The organism is Tardiphaga sp. 866_E4_N1_4 (genome assembly GCF_052076075.1).
Taxonomy (GTDB): Bacteria; Pseudomonadota; Alphaproteobacteria; order Rhizobiales; family Xanthobacteraceae; genus Tardiphaga; species Tardiphaga robiniae.
Genome location: NZ_CP197242.1, coordinates 3886121 through 3904371, shown reverse-complemented (window position 1 = coordinate 3904371; position 18251 = coordinate 3886121). Strand labels below are relative to the sequence as shown.

At 61.4% G+C, this 18251-nt stretch carries 12 protein-coding genes; 5 read left to right on the top strand and 7 right to left on the bottom strand.

What is annotated here, in order from left to right; all coding sequences use genetic code 11:
* Positions 1–12: 12 nt before the first annotated feature.
* From AB8B20_RS18965 to AB8B20_RS18955, 3 genes are all read right to left on the bottom strand, one after another.
* Positions 13–1059 carry a polysaccharide deacetylase family protein gene (locus AB8B20_RS18965; RefSeq protein WP_175369196.1) on the bottom strand — a complete coding sequence of 349 codons (1047 nt, stop codon included), beginning with the start codon at positions 1057–1059 and terminating at the stop codon, positions 13–15.
* A 115-nt stretch (positions 1060–1174) separates the two neighbouring features.
* Complete coding sequence (locus AB8B20_RS18960; RefSeq protein WP_439074331.1) at positions 1175–1579, bottom strand: YccF domain-containing protein; 405 nt, start codon at positions 1577–1579, stop codon at positions 1175–1177.
* Between the two features lie 94 nt (positions 1580–1673).
* Positions 1674–3395, bottom strand: coding sequence for a putative bifunctional diguanylate cyclase/phosphodiesterase (locus AB8B20_RS18955; RefSeq protein WP_439075006.1), 1722 nt, complete (start codon positions 3393–3395; stop codon positions 1674–1676).
* Positions 3396–4006: 611 nt separating this feature from the next.
* Here AB8B20_RS18955 and ssuD point away from each other — a divergent pair.
* The 4 genes from ssuD to AB8B20_RS18935 are packed head-to-tail and all read left to right on the top strand — an operon-like array spanning position 4007 to position 7501.
* The gene (gene ssuD, locus AB8B20_RS18950; protein ID WP_068730429.1) at positions 4007–5164 is read left to right on the top strand and encodes an FMNH2-dependent alkanesulfonate monooxygenase; all 1158 of its coding nucleotides are present in this window, start codon (positions 4007–4009) and stop codon (positions 5162–5164) included.
* Positions 5165–5182: 18 nt separating this feature from the next.
* Positions 5183–5989, top strand: coding sequence for an aliphatic sulfonate ABC transporter permease SsuC (gene ssuC / locus AB8B20_RS18945; protein ID WP_093757644.1), 807 nt, complete (start codon positions 5183–5185; stop codon positions 5987–5989).
* 32 nt (positions 5990–6021) lie between these two features.
* Positions 6022–6873, top strand: coding sequence for an ATP-binding cassette domain-containing protein (locus AB8B20_RS18940; RefSeq protein ID WP_439075008.1), 852 nt, complete (start codon positions 6022–6024; stop codon positions 6871–6873).
* Between the two features lie 25 nt (positions 6874–6898).
* Positions 6899–7501, top strand: a complete 603-nt coding sequence (locus AB8B20_RS18935; protein WP_439074332.1) for a flavin reductase family protein — start codon at positions 6899–6901, stop codon at positions 7499–7501.
* Positions 7502–7584: 83 nt separating this feature from the next.
* Here AB8B20_RS18935 and AB8B20_RS18930 read toward each other — a convergent pair whose 3' ends face one another.
* From AB8B20_RS18930 to AB8B20_RS18920, 3 genes are read right to left on the bottom strand one after another with little or no spacing between them, the layout of a single operon-like run.
* Entirely contained in the window at positions 7585–9810 is a 2226-nt protein-coding gene (locus AB8B20_RS18930) for a CHASE2 domain-containing protein (RefSeq protein WP_439074333.1), read from the bottom strand.
* Positions 9811–9820: 10 nt separating this feature from the next.
* A complete protein-coding gene (locus tag AB8B20_RS18925; protein WP_439074334.1) occupies positions 9821–11128 on the bottom strand; it encodes an HlyD family type I secretion periplasmic adaptor subunit in 1308 nt (435 codons plus the stop codon).
* Entirely contained in the window at positions 11125–12783 is a 1659-nt protein-coding gene (locus tag AB8B20_RS18920; RefSeq protein ID WP_439075010.1) for a type I secretion system permease/ATPase, read from the bottom strand. Before AB8B20_RS18920 ends, AB8B20_RS18925 begins: the two co-directional genes overlap by 4 nt.
* Between AB8B20_RS18920 and AB8B20_RS18915 the strand changes: the two genes are divergently transcribed.
* Positions 12773–12952 (top strand): hypothetical protein, encoded by a 180-nt coding sequence (locus AB8B20_RS18915; protein ID WP_439075071.1) that lies wholly within the window; start codon positions 12773–12775, stop codon positions 12950–12952. The two genes, AB8B20_RS18920 and AB8B20_RS18915, sit on opposite strands and share 11 nt — an antisense overlap.
* A gap of 96 nt (positions 12953–13048) precedes the next feature.
* Here AB8B20_RS18915 and AB8B20_RS18910 read toward each other — a convergent pair whose 3' ends face one another.
* Positions 13049–18022: a cadherin-like domain-containing protein gene (locus AB8B20_RS18910; RefSeq protein WP_439074335.1), complete on the bottom strand. Its 4974-nt coding sequence runs from the start codon at positions 18020–18022 to the stop codon at positions 13049–13051.
* Positions 18023–18251 lie beyond the last annotated feature (229 nt).

Sequence of the window (18251 nt, the reverse complement as noted above, 5' to 3'; positions counted from 1 at the left end):
GTGGATCAGGTGTTAGTCGACCGTCTGGATCACGTTGGAAATCGGGCGCGCATTGCTGGTTTTCACCGGCTGCAGTTCGGCGGCGATGGCGGCGTCGTAGCTTGCGATGGTCGGCAGCGTGTCCTTGGCGCGGATATGCACGACCTTGTAGCCGCCGGCCTTGAGCTGGGCGAGCAGGTCCGGCACGGCAGCCGCAGACCACTTGTGCAGGTCGTGCATCAGGATGATGCCCTTGCCCTTCTTTTTCAGCTTTTCCATCACCGAAGCGACGAGCTTGCCGGCATTGTGGATGCGGAAATCCTCGGAATCGATGTCGATGGAGAAGGCGGCGATGTTGCGCTCGGCGAGATAGGCCTTCAGCTCCGCATTCTGGCGCAGCTGCGGGAAACGGAAGAAGGGCGACAGCGGCTGGCCGGCCATCAGGGTGATGGCGCTGATGCCGCGTTCGATCTCGTCCTTGGCTTCCTGCGGGGTCTTGGTCGCCAGATTCTGGTGCGACCAGGTATGGGTGCCAACCGAATGGCCAGCCGCGATCACCTGCTTCAACACCGCGGGATGCCAGGTGGCATGCTTGCCGATCGGGAAGAACACGGCCTGTACGCATTGCGCGCTGAGCGCAGCCAGCACGGCAGGCGTGGTCACCGGCCACGGGCCGTCGTCGAAGGTCAGCACGACTTCGCCGGGCTGCAGGAAGTCGTAGTCGCGATATTGCGACATGCCAAGGCCGGGGCCGCCGGTGGTGTCGATCTGCACGGTGCGTGACACGCCGAGCGCGTTCGGATTGTTGCAGACGGGCTTGGCGATGGTCGGGCGCTTTTCCGCCGCGGGAGCCACGGGCATGGCAGCCGGTGCGGCTGCGACAGCCTGCACGCGCGGCGGCGGTTCGGTCGAATTCGACTTCGGCGCGCGCGTGTCGATCGAGGCGGTGGTGAGCTCGCCTTTATCGGCTTTCGCACTGGTCTGAGCGCCGGCGGGCCCGAAGAAATGCCAGGCGCCAGCGCCCGCGGCGACAACCGCCGTGAAAGAACCTGCAACGATCAAAAAAGGAAGTTTACGCATAATCACTCCGGCGCCCGAGGCCCACCTCGTTTCACCATTGAGCGAAATAGTTAATCACGCGTATGCGCGGCGCACTCTCAACGAGAAAATTTGAATTCGTTCAACGCAATGCGCGTTAGGCCGGTACGATGACCTTGCCGATTGGCCATAGCGCGATGCCGGCGAGCTTCAGATGTGCCCAAGCAAAGGGAATGCCGACGATGGTGATCGCCAGGGCCAGTGCCGCCAGGAGATGGCCGATCGCTAACCACCAGCCTGCCAGCACCAGCCAGATCACATTGCCGATCAGGCCGAACACACCCGTGCCGATGTCGTCGCGGCCGGTGACGGCCTCGCGGTCAACGGCGTGCTGGCCGAACGGCAGCAGCGTATAGGCGGCGATATTGAAGGCGGCGCGGGCCCAGGGCAGGCCGATGATGGTGATGGCCATCACAACGGCCGCGATCAGCCAGCCGACTGCCATTCCCAATCCGCCGAACACGATCCAGAGGATATTCAGAAACAGCGGGACGACGGGCATGGGGGCTCTCTGGTGATGCGTAGCGCGTGGTTTTCAGTCCCTTAACAGATGGGATGTGGTTACGGGATGACAATGACGGGGAGAGGGCGGGGCCTCAATAACCCCGGCCGCCGGAGCGGGAATAGGCGGGGCGGGCATCTGCTGCCGGGCGAGCCGATGGTGCGCTGCGCACGTCGCTACTGGTGCGCGCCTGGGGCTGCAGTTCTTCCAGAAAGATCGGCTTGGAGAAATAATAGCCCTGCGCATAGCGGATCTTGGTCGCGGCCTGAAGATAGGCCAGTTCTTCGAAGGTCTCGACGCCTTCCGCGATCACGGTCATGCCCAGCGCTTCGCTCAGCGACTCGATGGCGCGGAGGATGCCCTGGCTGCGCGGGCGCTTGTGAATGTCCGTAATGAAGGAGCGGTCGATCTTGATCTCGTCGGCGGTGATATCGGCCAGCGCCGACAGCGACGAATAGCCGACGCCGAAATCGTCGATGGAGATGCCAACACCGAGCGCGCGGAACATCGGCAGGATGTCGTCCTGGAAATGCGTCTTGGCGACGAATGCGTCTTCGGTCACTTCGACCATGAAGCGCGTTGGGCAGCCGGTCTCCTCGATGGCCCTGGCAAAGGCGCGCATGAATTCCGGGTTGCCAGCCTGTTTGGCGGCGACGTTGATGCTGATACTGGCGGTGGCGCCGAAGGTCTCGTCGATCAGGTCGATCGACTTCATGATCTCGGCGAGCACCAGATGGGTGAGCTCGTCAATCAGGCCGAGTTCGACTGCCAGATTGATGAAGGTGCTGGGTGCCTGGATCACGCCATCGTCGTTACGCAGCCGCACCAGGGCCTCGATACCCTTGATCTCCAGGCTGCGGATATCGACCTTCGGTTGAAACGCGCAGCAGAACCGCTTGTCGAGAATCGCCAGCCGCAACGACTGTTCGGTGGCCATGCGGGTCAGCGCCTCGCTCTCCATGCTGGAGTCGAAGAACACCGCAGCGCCCTTGGTCTCATTCTTCACGCGATACATCGCGATATCGGCGTTCTGATGCAGCGCGTCGTAGTTGCGACCGTGTTCGGGATAGAGGCTGACACCGATCGAGGCGGAGGCGAATACTTCGGAGCCGTCGATGAAGAACGGCGCACGCAGCCGCTGCACCAGCAGTTCCAGATATTCGGCGACCTCCTGCTGGCTCTGGATCGGGTTCAGCAGCAGCAGGAATTCATCACCGGAGATGCGCGACAGCATGTCGGTGCCGCGCAGGTCGAGCGCCAGTCGCTTGGCGAACTGTACCAGCAGCGCATCACCGACGCTGTGACCGTAATAGTCGTTGATGTGCTTGAAATTGTCGATGTCGAGGAAGGCCAGTGCGAAATGCGATGTCTCGCCGGAATGGCCAATGATGTCGCCGACATGTTTCTCGATCACGCGCCGCGTCGGCAGATCGGTCAATTCGTCGTAATAGGCGCGGCGAAACAGCTCTTCTTCCATCTCTTTCTGCCGGCTCACATCGGTGGCGCTGGACAACAGCACGCTACGATCACCGATACGCGCCGGACGATGCGTGGTCAGGAACACGCGCCTGTCGCGTTCGGAATTGACGCGTTCCTCGAACACCGCGGAGCGGCCGGACTGCAGCAGGTCGAGTGCAGTCGTTCGTCGATGCGTCAGTGCTTGCACCAGAAAATGCGATTGTGGATCGGGTCTGTTGAATTGGTCTGCCGATGCATTGAACTGGATTGCCGCGGCATCATTCACCAGCAGAAAGTCGCCCTGATCGTCTTGCACAGTGACGGAGGCCGGTAGCATGCGTACGATCTCGCGCAGCATCTCCAATTCGCGTGCGGCATCGCTATCCACGAATCCGGTAGCAGCCTCGGTCGAAGAGGTTGCGGTCGGGCGGTCGCTGTCCATTGGAGAGGCCGACGAGCCTGGGGCGGATGCGTTCTGCATGGTGGCCGAGCCTCGCAAAACGCCTTGTCGATTTGGTTAAATCGGTTCGCAAAACGCGGGTAGTTGTGTAAATGCCGCACGATTTGGAGCGGTAGCGGTGCTGACGTCATTAACAAAGCGTCAATGACGGCGGCGAAAGCGCCAGATTGCTCGATGACAGCCTGTACGATCATTCTCATGATGAGCCTTTGAGCAAAACAATCTGAGTGTCACACCCCGCGATCTCAGCATGAAATTCTCCACTCAGTCGCACTGATCGCCGGTCGGGCTTTTGCATTCCGACCCACGCGGTTGTGATCGCTGCGGGATGCAGGATTGGTGGAGAAAAATGCGCTGCATATGCCCGGAAGTTTGAAAGGAACGCCTCGTCATTGACGTAAGTCACAGTGCGCGCGTCGCTATTTTCCCAGGCCACTCGACAGACTTATGTCATGACACCATCCTCTCGCGATCCGCAATGGTCGCCCGATGCGAGAGAGACGTCGCCGATGAGTAATCCATCCAAAGCCAATGTTCTCTGGTTCCTGCCGACCCACGGCGATGGACGCTATTTGGCATCGACCCATGGTGCGCGCGACATCGACTTCAAATATCTCCGTCAGATCGCGCAGGCCGCCGATCAGCTGGGCTATTTCGGCGTGCTGCTGCCTACGGGGCGCAGCTGCGAGGATTCATGGGTGGTTGCATCCGCTGTGGCCCCGTGGACCGAACAGCTTCGCTATCTTGTGGCCGTCCGACCGGGCCTGCAATCGCCGAGCGTCGCCGCGCGCATGACCGCAACGCTAGACCGTGTCACCAACGGTCGCCTCCTGATCAATGTCGTGACCGGCGGCGATCCCGTCGAGAACAAGGGCGACGGCATTTTCCTGCCGCATGACGAGCGCTATGCCGTCACCCGCGAATTCCTCAACGTCTATAACGACCTGCTGGCCGGCAAGACCGTCAATGTCCAGGGCAAGCATATCCAGATCGAGGACGGTCGCCTGATCTTCCCGCCGGTGCAGTCGCCGCGCCCGCCGCTGTATTTCGGCGGCTCTTCGGATGCGGGCATCGATGTCGCCGTGGACACCGTCGACAAATATCTCACCTGGGGCGAGCCGCCTGCGCTAGTCGCCGAGAAGGTCGCGCGCGTCAAGGCTGCTGCCGAAAAGCGCGGTCGCAAGCTGTCTTTCGGCATCCGTCTTCATGTGGTCGTGCGCGAGACCAACGAAGCCGCATGGAAGGCTGCCGACGAACTCATTCAATATGTCACCGACGACGTCATTGCCAATGCGCAGAAGACATTGGCCCGGCAGGATTCGGTCGGCCAGCAGCGCATGATGCAGTTGCATGGCGGCCGTCGCGACAAGCTCGAGATCAGCCCGAACCTCTGGGCCGGTGTTGGCCTCGTACGTGGTGGCGCCGGTACGGCGCTGGTTGGCGATGCGCAGACGGTGGCGGCACGCATCAAGGAATATCAGGACGTCGGCGTCGATACCTTCATCATGTCCGGCTATCCGCATCTCGAGGAGGCCTATCGCTTCGCCGAGCTCGTCTTCCCGCTGCTGTCGCTGCAACAGCACGACAACGTCACATCGCTACGCACGCGCACCGGCCCGGTCGGTGAAATCGTTGCCAATGAGCATCGCGCGCAGAGCGCCTCGTAATTCCGACAGGCACCCATCATGAGCATTGTTGAAATCCTTCCCCGCATTCGCAGCTTTCGCTTGCCGCGCATCGATGGCCTGACCCAATGGATTGTGCCACTGGTTATCCTGCTCGTCTGGCAGGCTGCGTGCGTCACCGGCTACGTGCCGGCGCGTGTGATGCCGGCACCGACCGATGTTGCCTTGGCCGGGTGGAAGTTGCTGATCTCGGGCGAACTCGCCCAGAATATCTGGGTGTCGTTCTGGCGTGCGTCCGTCGGCTTCCTGATCGGTGGCAGCATCGGCTTTGCCTTCGGTCTGGCCAACGGTCTGTCCCAGCTCAGCAGCAAGCTCACCGATACGACGCTGCAGATGGTGCGCAACGTGCCCCATCTGGCGCTGATCCCGCTGGTCATCCTGTGGTTCGGCATCGATGAGTCGGCCAAGCTGTTCCTGGTTGCGCTTGGCGTATTCTTCCCGATCTATCTCAACACGCTGCACGGCATCCGCACCGTCGATCCGCAGCTGATCGAGATGGGCCGCATCTATGGCATGCGCAATAGCGAGCTGTTCCGCCGTGTGATCTTCCCGGGCGCGCTGCCATCGATCTTCGTCGGCGTGCGCTTTGCGCTCGGCATCATGTGGCTGACGCTGATCGTGGCCGAAACCATCGCGGCCTCGTCGGGCCTTGGCTACATGGCGATGCAGGCGCGTGAATTCATGCAGATCGACGTCGTGGTGCTCAGCATCCTGATCTATGCGCTGCTGGGTAAGGTCGCCGACAGCGCCTCGCGCGCGCTGGAACGGCTGACATTGTCCTGGCACCCGGCTTTTCAGAAACATTGAGCGAAATTCGGAAGCGAGAATTTGAAATGACCGTGCAACAGTCTCTTCGCCTCAGCCATGCCGATGCTCAGGTCATCGATGCGCCCGTCGATTTCGAACAGGCCCGCGCCACGCAGGCGCGGCGTCCGTCCGAGCAGAAGTCCCGAGGACTGTCGCTGACCATTCGTGGTCTCCGCAAATCCTTCGGCAGCAATGAAGTGCTGCGCGGCGTCGATCTGCATATTCCTGCCGGCCAGTTCGTCGCCATTGTCGGCCAGAGCGGCTGCGGCAAGAGCACGCTGCTCCGCTTGATCGCAGGCCTCGACGCGCCGACTGCCGGCACGATCAGCTTTGATGAGGAAACCCGCCCGGAGGACATCCGCGTGATGTTCCAGGAACCGCGCCTGTTGCCATGGGCCAGCGTGCTCTCGAATGTGGAAGTTGGCCTGGGGACCGACCGGACATCGGCCGATGCCAAGGCACGCGCTGAAAGTGCATTGACGGAAGTCGGCCTCGCCGAGAAGCGCGATCAATGGCCGTCCGTGTTGTCTGGCGGCCAGAAGCAGCGTGTCGCGTTGGCGCGGGCACTGGTCAGCCATCCGCGTGTGCTGGCGCTCGACGAGCCGCTCGGCGCACTCGATGCGCTGACCCGTATTTCGATGCAGCAGTTGCTCGGTCGCGTGTGGCATGATCAGACCTTCACCTCGATTCTCGTGACGCATGACGTGTCCGAGGCCGTGGCGCTGGCAGATCGCGTGCTTGTGATTGAAGACGGTCGCATCGCGCACGATATCAATGTCGATATCGCCCGGCCGCGGCAGCGCGGCTCGGCAGATCTTGCGGCGCTGGAAGGTTCGATCCTGCGCAATCTGCTCGGCCCGGGAGCCGACGCCACTGGTTTGTGAGACTATTGTGACCTGCGAGGCTGCCATGAATTCCGTCGTTCGTAACATCACCGTCGATCGCGAGATTTCCTCTGATCGCGGGGTCTCTTCGCAAGAATTCCGTGGCGCCATGCGAGTGCTGGCCGGCGGCGTCAGCGTCATCACCGTCGGGCGTGGCAAAGACATCACGGGCATGACGGTGACATCGGTCTCGTCGCTGTCGGTCGATCCACCGACGCTGATCGTCAGCGTCAACCGGGAGTCGTCGTCCTGGCCGCTGCTGCAGCGCTACGGCGCCTTCGGTGTCAACATTTTGTCGGCTGATCAGCTGGACGTGGCCGAGCGATTTTCGGGCAAGGGCGGATTGAAGGGCGCAGAACGTTTCGTTGGCGCACAATGGGTTACCCGGGCAACCGGCGTGCCGCTGCTGGCCGGCAGCCTTGCGGCAATCGACTGCGACGTCGAGGAAGTCATCGAGCGCCACTCCCACGCCATCGTCATCGGCCGCGTCCGCGATGTCATCACCTCGGTCCCGCACACCGCGCTGACCTATTGGGACGGGCAATATGTGGCGATCGACCAGAACGAAGACAATCTGAAGCTGGCCGAAGTCAGCGTGCCCAGCATGCGGGCGTTGCGCGAGATCTGATCCGTAGATTGTAGAGCGGCTTAGCGCAGCGTAGCCACCGCCCGGTGACGCAATATGCTTTGCTATTGCGCCCTACGCGGGGATTACTTCGTCAGCAATGCAAACGAGCCGTTCCAGTCCGCTGGTGGCGGGTTCTCCTGATAGGTGCGGATGCGCTTCTCATAGAGATCGTAGAGCTTCTCGAGCGCATTCGCGACATCGGAATTGCGGCCGCGCTCGACGGCGTACAATGCGCCGTCCCAGTCGCGACTACGATAGCAAGCCAGCATTTCGATGGTCAGGTTGCGCAGCGTCTGGAAGCGTTCGGAATGTGTCACGTCCTCACGTCCGGCGATGGCGTAGATCACTTCCGGTTCTTTCTTACCCTTCACCATGATGAAGTCGAGTTCGAGAATGGCGAACTTGTCCTTGACGGCGAGCGCGGTCTTCGAGCCGACGATGATTGGGAAGCCGTATTCCTTGGACTGGCCTTCGAGGCGCGAAGCCAGATTGACGCTGTCGCCGAGCACCGAATAGTCGAAGCGCAAGTCCGATCCCATATTGCCGACGACGCAGATGCCGGTATTGAGGCCGATGCCGACGTTGATCGGGATATAGACGTGGCCGCCTTGCGTGGCCTCGTCTTCGCGCAGCTTGTTCAGGGCATCGATGCGATCCAGCATGTCGAGCGCGGCGTGGCAGGCATTGATCTGGTGCTGGTCGTCATCGAGCGGCGCGTTCCAGAACGCCATGACAGCGTCGCCCATATATTTGTCGATGGTGCCCTTGCGATCGAGGATCGCATTGGTCAGCGGCGTCAGGAAGCGGTTCATCAGCGTGGTCAGGCCGTGCGGATCGTGCTTGTAGGATTCCGAGATCGTGGTGAAGCCGCGCACATCGGAGAACATGATGGTCATCTCGCGCTCCTCGCCGCCGAGCACCAGCTTCTCCGGCGATTGCGCGAGCTGCGCGACCAGGGCTGGCGACAGATACTGGCTGAAGGCCGAACGGATGCGGCGGCGCTGCGCCTGCTCGCGCACGAAATTGCTGAAGATGAGCGTGAGATAGATCAGCGTGGTTGAGAGCAGAGGGTAGGTGAAGTCGATCAGCAGGCGATGCTGCGTGTAGAAGTACCAGGATGTACCGGCGAGCAGCGCCGCAAACACGGCGCCCATGATGACCAGAGTAACTGGCCCGAACATTGGGGCCAGACAGATCACGATAATGCCGAGAATGATCGCAATGCATAGTTCGGCGCCACGCGCATAGGCAGGCTGCGACAGAACAGTCTTGGTCAGCGCGCTCTCCAGCACCTGGGCATGAACCTCGACGCCGGGAATCACCGCATCGAGCGGCGTCGTCTTGGTATCCAAGAGGCCGACCGCCGAGGTACCGATCAACACCAGATGCCGTGCGATCGCCTGGGGTTGCGCAGTGCCGTCGAGGACGTCGGCGGCGGAGACATAGATGCTGGGATCGTGCTTGGCGAAATGCACCCACAGCCGTCCTTCACTGTCGGTCGGAATTTCGAAGCCTCCGACGCGGATGCTCTTGATGCCGGCGCTATCGGACTTGACGAGGATCGTGTCGGCACCCGAGGCGACGCGCAGCATCTCGAAGCTCAGCGAAGGCATCGTCACGCCCTGGGTCAGCATCAGCATTGGCACGCGGCGCACGATCCCGTCGCGTTCGTTGCGGATCGAGAACAGGCCGCGGCCTGCGGCAGCTTTCTCCAGCACGTCGACATTGCGTAGCAGTCCCGGGAAATCCACCATAAAACGCTGCGGCTCGCCGCCAAGAGTTGCGAGGCCGGTGGTCGGCAACGCCTTGTCGAGCCCCGGAACCTCATAAGGCAGACCGGATTCGCCGAGCACCACGCGGGATCGCCTGATGGCGTCGGCGAATACCTGATCGTTACTCGGCAGCGTCTTCAGCCGGGCCCGCAGATCGTCGTCGAGGCCGGCAAAGCTGTCGGCGGCCAGCGCCGGATTCAGCCGGTCGGGCTCGGGGAACACGACGTCGAAGGCGATGACGACGGCGCCGAGTTGAGTCAGCCGCGTTACCAGTTGCGCGAGCAGCGTCCGTGGCCATGGAAACTGGCCGTATTTGGCGATGCTCTTCTCGTCGATATCGATGATCGTGACGGGCTTCGCCGTTTTCACCCGCGGCTGGATCACTTGATAGGTATCGAAGACCCGCAGCCGCAATTCCTCGATTGCGGGCGGATCAGCGATGCGCAGCAGCGCGAGGCCTAGCAGCAAGACAAGACAGAACGCACGTGCCCAACCGAACCGCTGCGCCAGCCGTCTTACTCGCCGCATGCGCTTCATGGGTTCCGGGTCATTTCTCGCGGAAGGCGCGCATCAACTGATCGCTTAGCGGCTTGGCGAGATAGGACAGCATGGTGCGGTCGCCGGTCTGCACGAAGGCTTCGACGGGCATGCCGGGGATCAGGCGCACATCGCCGAGCTTGGCGACTTCCGATGCCGGCATCGAAATCCGGATCGTGTAGTAGCTCTGCCCGGTGCGCTGATCTGTCGTTGTATCCGGCGAGACGCGGCTGACGGCGCCGTTGAGCTCCGGCGTGGTGCGCTGGTTGAAGGCGGAGAGTCGCAGCAGCGTCTTCTGGCCGATCTGCAGCTTGTCGATATCCTGCGGATTGACCCGGGCTTCCACCGACAGATTGTCGGTCTGCGGCACGATCAGCATGATCGCGTCGCCTGCGGTAATGACCCCGCCGATCGTATGCACAGTGGACTGCAGCACCATGCCGTCCTGCGGCGCGCGAATGTCGATGCGGCGCAGCTGGTCCTCGGCGGTGACTTTGCGTTCGACGAATTCGCCGATCTTGTCATTGGTCTCGCGCAGATCCTTGGAGACTTCGCTGACCAGGTCCTTGTCGATCTGGAAAATCTGCAGCTCGATCTCGGTAATCTTGCCCTTGGCCTGGGCGCGGGCGGCGATGAACTGCGCGCGTTCGCCGGCGAGGCGAGCGGCGTCGCGTTCCAGCACGGTCAGGCGCGAGATCTGCACCAGCTGCTGGTCGAACAATCCGCGGACGCCGACCAGTTCCTTTTCCACGAGCGCGATTTCTCGGGTCTTGGCAGTCTCCTGCGCGGTGAGGCCGGCGATCTCCTCGTTGAGCTGCGCGATGCGTTCGCGGAGCTGCTGCTTCTGGCCGACGCGACCGGTCGAGCGCACATTGAACAGTTTCGTTTCGCTGGCGATGACATTCTTCACGTCGTCATCCGCGATCTGCTCGATGAGCTGCGGCGGAAATACGATTCTGTCGGCACCGCGCTGCTCCGCTTCCAGCCGCGCCGCACGTGCCCACAACCCGTTGAGGTTCTTGGTGACGATGGCGAGGCCTGCCTTGGTGACGGTGTCGTCCAGGCGCACGACGACATCGCCGGCTTTCACCACGTCGCCGTCGCGGGCGCGCACTTCGCCGACGACACCGCCGGTCGGGTGCTGGACTTTCTTGACGTTGGAATCGACGACCACCGAGCCGGGCGCGATCAGGGCGCCGGAGATCTGCGCGGTCGACGCCCAGCCGCCTAAACCGCCTGCGAGCACGAGCACAACGACGAGGCCGATAATGAGGTGGATGCGGATCGAGCGGCGCGATCCTGTGAGCGGCGCAGTCATGGCTTGGCTACTCCGCCGTCGGCGACGATCTTGATCGGCTGTGCTGCCGGGCGCTGCAGCACCTGACCCAGCACGGTCTCCTTCGACCCGAAGGCCTGCATGCGACCATCCTTCAGCACCAGCAGCATGTCGACGCCTTCGATGCCGATCGGCCGGTGTGCAACCACGATGACGATGGCGCCGCGCGTGCGGGCCGCGCGCACGGCCTTGGTCAGCGCTTCATCGCCTTCGGTGTCGAGATTGGAATTCGGTTCGTCCAGAACGATCAGGAACGGATCGCCATACAGCGCGCGCGCCAGCGCGATGCGTTGCGCCTGACCGGCGGATAGAACGCCGCCGTGATCGCCGACCTGCGTATCATAGCCCTCGCGCATGCCGACGATGAGATCATGTACGCCGGCCTGCCTTGCCGCGGTGATGATGTCGTCATCCTTCGCATCTGGATCGAAACGGCAGATATTGTCGGCGATGGAGCCTGCGAACAGTTCGACATCCTGTGGCAGGTAGCCGATATGGCGGCCGAGATCGTCCGGCGCCCATTGGTCGAGCGCCGCGGCATCGAGCCGGACATGACCGCGTACCGGCTTCCAGACGCCGACGAGCGCGCGCAGCAGCGATGATTTGCCGGAGCCGGACGGTCCGATGATGCCAAGGCCGTTGCCGGCTGCGAGTGCAAAAGTGATGTCGCTGACCGTGACCTTCTGCTCACCCGGCGGTGCGATGCTGACGCCTTCGATGGTCAGTTTCTGCGACGGATCTTGCAGCTGAGTCAGCGCTGCCTGGTCCGGCAGAGCGTATAGCAGCCCGTTGAGCCGATGCCAGCTCTGCCGGGCGGTGACAAAACCCTTCCAGTGCGCGATCGCCAGATCGACCGGCGCCAGCGCGCGGGCACTGAGGATCGAGCCGGCGATGATAATGCCGGCGGTGGCTTCCTGATTGATCACGAGATAGGCACCGACGCCCAGCACCGCCGATTGCAGGATCATGCGCATCACCTTGGCGATGGCGCCGAGACCGCCGGCTACATCGCTGGTGCGCTGGTTGCCGGCCAGATAGGTCTCATTGGCCTCGCGCCAGCGCTGCGTCAAACGTCCGGCCATGCCCATCGCGACGACGACTTCGGCATTGCGCCGGCTAGCTGAAGCGATGCCGCTGCGACGAGCGGCAAGTCCGTTGGCCTCGCGCGCTGGTTCGCGAGTCATGATTTCCGTGAGGATCGTCAGGCCTACCAGCAGAACTGCGCCGACCAATGCGGTGACGCCGATCATCGGATGGAAGGCAAAGCAGATCGCCAGATAGAGCGGCAGCCATGGCAGGTCGAACAGTGCGCTCGGCCCCATGCCGGAGAGGAACGAGCGAACGTTATCGAGGTCGCGCAGCGGTTGCAGGCCTTCGTTGTGTCCGCCGGCGAGGAGCGGCAGTCGCACCACGGTCTGGAACACGCGAGGGCTCAGCGCCTCGTCGAGCGAACTACCGATCCGCACCAGAATGCGGCCGCGCAGCAGGTCGAGAATACCCTGAGCCACGTAAAGGCCGCCGGCCAGGACGATGAGACCGACGAGAGTCGGCACGCTGCGGCTTGGCAGCACACGGTCATAGACCTCGAGCATGAAGAACGAGCCGGTCAGATACAGGATATTGATCATGCAGCTCATCAGCCCGACGCCCAGAAAGGCGCCGCGGCAGGCCCGCAAGGCATCGCCGAGCTCGGTCCGCGCCGGCAGGCTGGAGGTTCGTGACAGGCCACGCTGCATCGTCAAACCTTTGCGGATCGCACGGATCGATGGTCGTCAGGTGCTGCATACCACCCGAGCCCTGATCTAACGGCCATTATGCCATCATCGGAACGATTTGTGCAGGTGGTCCATTAGGGACAGTTAATGGACCAGTCGGCCAATGCCGAAATCCCTCCGCACGGGATCAGGCATGCAGAATGAAGTCGTTTGCAGTGAGATGGCTTTTGACCACGTCCTGAAGCAGAATCGTGTTGGTCTGCACCACCGCGTCGGGCGCATCGAGATGGATCAGCGTATCGTTACCGACCTGGGTGGCGTGCGCATCGAGCCAGGCCGTCAGAGTGCTGCCAGTCGTCGGCGCATTCGGCATGTGGAGATCGATCCGGTCTTCGCCCGGCTTGAAATCCGTGATCGTATGCTGGCCCTGATTATTCGCGAAGACAAACTGATCCTTGCCAGCTCCTCCGGTGAACGTGTCCTTCAGGTAAGTCGCAAGAATGACGTCCTTGCCGCTGGTTCCCTCGAGAACAATCGAAGCCGAGTCTGACAACGCAACGATGAAATTCACCGAGTCTGATGCGCCATCACTATCGGTGACCGTAACCGACACCTTCTCCGTGGTCGGGGGGACAGAGTTGCCGGGCGCATAGGTGATACCTTGTGCGAGACTCGCATTGATGGCGGCAAAGCTCTCGGAGTTGCCTCCGACGGGTGTCGCATGGCCCCAGCCTGTTGCGGTGGTGACGGTGAAATTCCCGTTTGAAGAGTCCGCATCTGCGACCGAAATCCCCATCAGTGTGATCTGGCCGGACTGGCTTTGCGAAAAAGACAGGTTTTCCGTTGAGATCATCGGCGCGTCATTGACCGGTGCAACGTCGAAGCTGACGGTACCCGTTGATGTCGCCGTGCCGTCGAACAGCGTGTATGTGAAGCTGTCGGCGCCATTGTAGTTCGCAGATGGATGATAGGTGATAATATTGTCGGCGAGCGTCACCGATCCGCCGTGGACGCTCGTTGTACTCACTGCGGTTATAGAGAGCGAGCTCTGGTTCAGGCCAGTGTCGTTTTGCAGCAACTGCTGTGTCGTCAGCGTCGTGCCGGTGTCTTCCCGGAAAGCGATCTGTCCCGGCAATCCACCTACTTCCTCGATGAAGACACGTCCGTTATCAAAACCCGGTTCGTCGTTCCATCCAAGATTTTGGGAGTCAGTGACGCCTTCGATGTGAATGTATTGTGTATTCGCGCCACCACCGCCATTCGGCTCGAGCGGAGCCCAGTGTGCATAGTTCAAGGGCGTGCCTGCCTCGGGGCCGGTCGCCCAGAAAAAATGTCCCGAGCCATTCGCATCGTCATGGCTCACGCCTCCGAGCCAGGCGCGATAGCCGGTGGCAAGCGGCCCGACAAAGTCCTGTTCGGATTGGCTTGTAATCGTTGCGAGATAAGCACCGTCCGCTTGAGCCGTCGCTTTTGCGACGCTCCAGCTCGATGCGGTTGTAACCAATCGATAATAGTGGCCGTTATCGATGTTCAGTAGCCAGCCGTCACCAAGCGAGGGCACCGCTGCGTTGAGGATGTGATCTTCATTTGCGATCGGCGCCGGATGCGTTAGTGTGCTGCCGCCACTGAACGCATCGCTCGTGCTGTTGAACAACGAGCCGTCATTAGCTTTGATCGAAAAAGTCGGCGTTTTGTTGCTGCCGTCCTGCACAAAACGGACGTGGTCAGCATTCAGCTCCGCTGTGGTGAAGCTCGTATCGGTCGTCCACGACCACTGCCCGTGACTATAGTTGTAAGTTTCAAAATGACCGCCCTTCACATTGGAGACGGTGAATTTGAAACTGCTGCTGTCTGGATCGCAGACGCCGAAATTCGATGCGTGAAGCAGGACGCTGCCGCCCTGGTCCACGCTGAAGTGAGCGTTCACGATCTTCGGCGCGTCGTTGACCGGGATGAAGACCACGGTGCTGTCGACCGGATTGCTCAGGTGATTGGGTGTATCGGTGTGGTTGTCGTCGGCCGTGACGGTATATGACGGCGGAATCTCGCCGCCATCATGCGTGAAGATAACCCGGCCGGCCTTCAGGTCTGCGGTGGTGAAGTGATCGGTCTCGACCCAGCTGTTTCCCTGCTTGATCTTGAACACGCCGTGTTCGACGTCGGAGACCGTGAAGGTGAAGCTGTTGTCGTCAGGATCGTTTACAAGGAAGTTCAGGACGGTCAGGACGACCGTGGCGCCTTCGGCGATCAGCAGCGGTGCCGCGAGCATCTTGGGAGCGTCGTTGACGTGCTCGATCTCGATGGTGGCGCGGAACGTGTCGCTGAGGTTCTGCTCGCTTTGGCCGTCATTGGCCCGGATCGAGAAGCTCGCGTCGGACTCGCTGCCGTCATGCACGAATCGGACATGGCCGGCGTCGAGGTCGTCCGATGTAAATGTGGTGGTGTCGCACCAGCCGGCGTTCGCAGTCTCGATCTGAAACTTGCCGTGACGGACCTGTGAGACGGTGAAGGTGAAGTCATGGCTGTCAGGGTCTACGACGCCGATGCTGTCGGCGGAGAGAACAGTGGTGCCACCCTCGCTCAGGGCAAACGAAGCAGATTTGATCGCCGGTCGGTCATTGGTGCCGGTGACGGTGATGGTTTCAGTCTGCGTGGTCTTGCCGTCCTGGCCATCGAAGATGTCGTAACTGACGGTGATGATCATCTTCTCGCCGGCAGCGAGATGATCGAATGCTTTATTTGCAGGATCGTAGGTCAGCGACGTGCCGTTAAGCGACAGCCCTGCCGGAAGATCTGTTGATGAATCGTCGTCGCCGATCGTATAGCGCACGTTGCCGATCGACAGCGTGCCGCCGTCCGGGTCGTTAATGCCTGTCAGGAGATCGACCGTGACGGCACAGTCGCCCTCGTTTGCCGCTGACGTGAGCGGCTTGTCGACGACAGGTGCAAGGTCCGAGAATTTGACAGTCTGAGTCGCTGTCGGGCTTTGGCTGTTCGGAGTTCCACTGCGGTCATCGACCTGGAGGTCGAATGATGGCGGGCCTCTGCCGTCGCTGATGAAGTGAACCCGTCCGTGCTGAAGGTCGGCCATGGTGAAGGTGATCGCCTGGCTGTCGGAGAGCGCTCGGAATCCGGCGAAGCGAAGAAGCTGGCCAGGCGGCGGATCGACGACGAAATAGCCGCCGCTCACATTGGTGACGGTAAATGTGAAGTCTGAGCCGACATCCGGGTCACTGATGGTGAAGCTCGTGGCGCCGAGCGTGACTTCTCCGCCCTGAGGCACTGTGAAGTTCGTCGATACGATCGTCGGCTGGTCGTTCACGCCTGTAACCGTAATCGTCTCGGTCTGCGCGACGGTCGCCCCATGGGCGTCGATGACGTTGTAGGTGACGGTGATGGTCGCGGTCTGGCCTTCGCCGAGATAGGCAAAGGCGCTCGGATCGACATGCAGCGTCGTGCCGGTCAACGTCACGCCGGTCGGTGCGGCCTGTTGTGCGGTGCCGCCATTCAGCGCGAACTTGACGTTGCCGACAGTCAATGTCGCCGTTTCGCCGAGATCGGCGTCGGATGCACCGGCGAGCAGGTTGAAACTCTGCGCGCCGTCATCCTGGCTTGCTGCAGCGGTCAGTGCCGACAGTACGACAGGCGCATCATTGGAGCCATCGACCGTGAAGGTCAGCGTCTCATGGGTTGTGTCCGGCCCGGACTGGCTGTCGAAACCGATGGTGTAGACGGCCTTCTGTCCGGCGGCGAGGAACTTGAACGCTGCCGGATCGTAACTGACATGACCGGTTTGTGGATCGACGGTGACCAGCGATTTGAGGTCAAGCGACGTGGGTGTGCCGCTCGGGCCGCTCGCCGAAATGATATGCGCTGTGCCCGGCACATAGGGTGTCGCAACGTCGCCGCTATCCGGATCGGTGATCTGGACCTGATCCTTGATTTCAAAGCTGGTCTTGTCGACCGGCAGCATCACGACAACCGGAGCGACGGTGACGATCGGTGCGGTGTTGAAGCGCGTGAAGATGACGTCGATCGGCGACGTGTTGGAGCCGTCGCCCTGCAGCTTGATCGGGACGGTGTAGGGCTGGTTCGGCAGAAAATCCGGAATAATGAATTTCAAGGGATCCGGACTGGTGCCGGAATTGGGATCGCCCGGAGATGAACCGCCGCCGGGTCCGCTGCGCGGATTGGCGTTCGGAACGTAGTTCGGGAAATAGGTCTGCAGCGTTTGCTCAATGATCGCCCGTGCGATCGGCGTCAGCGGATCGGCTATGCCTGTGGATGTATCGCCATTGCCGAGCACGCTGGTGACCTGACCGGCCGCATTGACGGTGCCGATCGCTTGGCCGCTGGTCTTGCTATACAAAACGTAGGAGCCGGTCGCGCCGTTGGGCTCGACCAGAACCTGGAATTTCACCGGCGGTGCGCCGCCCTGTCCGGGCACTTCGAAACCGATTTCGACCAACACGGCGGTGCCGCGGATGCCCATCGTGGCAACCGGCGTATCGACGCGCATGTTGCCATGCTTGGCAGTTTCGCCGGCAACGAAAGTGATCGTGCCCTGCACGAGGCTGAGGAGGGATGAGTTCGCCGATCCCTGGGGATCGTAGACCATCTCGTTCAGCACCATGCGTGCATTGGCCGAGAGGCCAAACACGGTGCCATCGATGAAAGTCATGGTCAGCGATGAGTCTGCGCCAGCCTGGACCACGTCGCCCTTCTGCACCTGATCGCCGACATTGAGCATCACAGAGACGCCATTGCGGATCGCAGTCGCGCTGCCGGCTAGCTTGCTAACAGTACCAATGACTTGCGCGGCGGCATTGGCGCCACCGCCGAGCTGCGCGACCTGCACTTCGCCGACGAGGGCAGTGACAAGATCGCCGGACAACTGCGCTCCATCGGGCGACGACAAAGCTGCGCGCAGCGAACCCTTGAAGTAGTCGGAGACGACGTGTTCGTGCCCGTCCTTGGACAGGACAAGATCGACGCCAGAGCGCTTGTAGTCGCCGGAGAACAGCAGGCTGGCATCCTGCACGACAATCGTGGAACCGGCTGTATGAGCGGAAAACGTATGGCCAATAGTATCGGCGCCAGCCGCCGGTTCGGCCGGCGCATCGCCAAATTGCGAAAATTCGAATGGACCCGCGTAGTTCAATGTCTGCCGCGCATGATTATGGTTATTAATTGGCTAATTTTCGAGGCATGCATACCACCGCGGGGTGCAATGCGATAGTGGACGTCTGCGCATCACTTTTTCAGGCTATGGGCCGCTTTGTGAAATCGTCTCGATGCCACTGATCCATATAGTAAATTTTCATTAACGATGTTCCGAGTTCAGTTTGTGTTCCGATTACGGAACTCGAGGCCATAGGGAACAAAAGAGG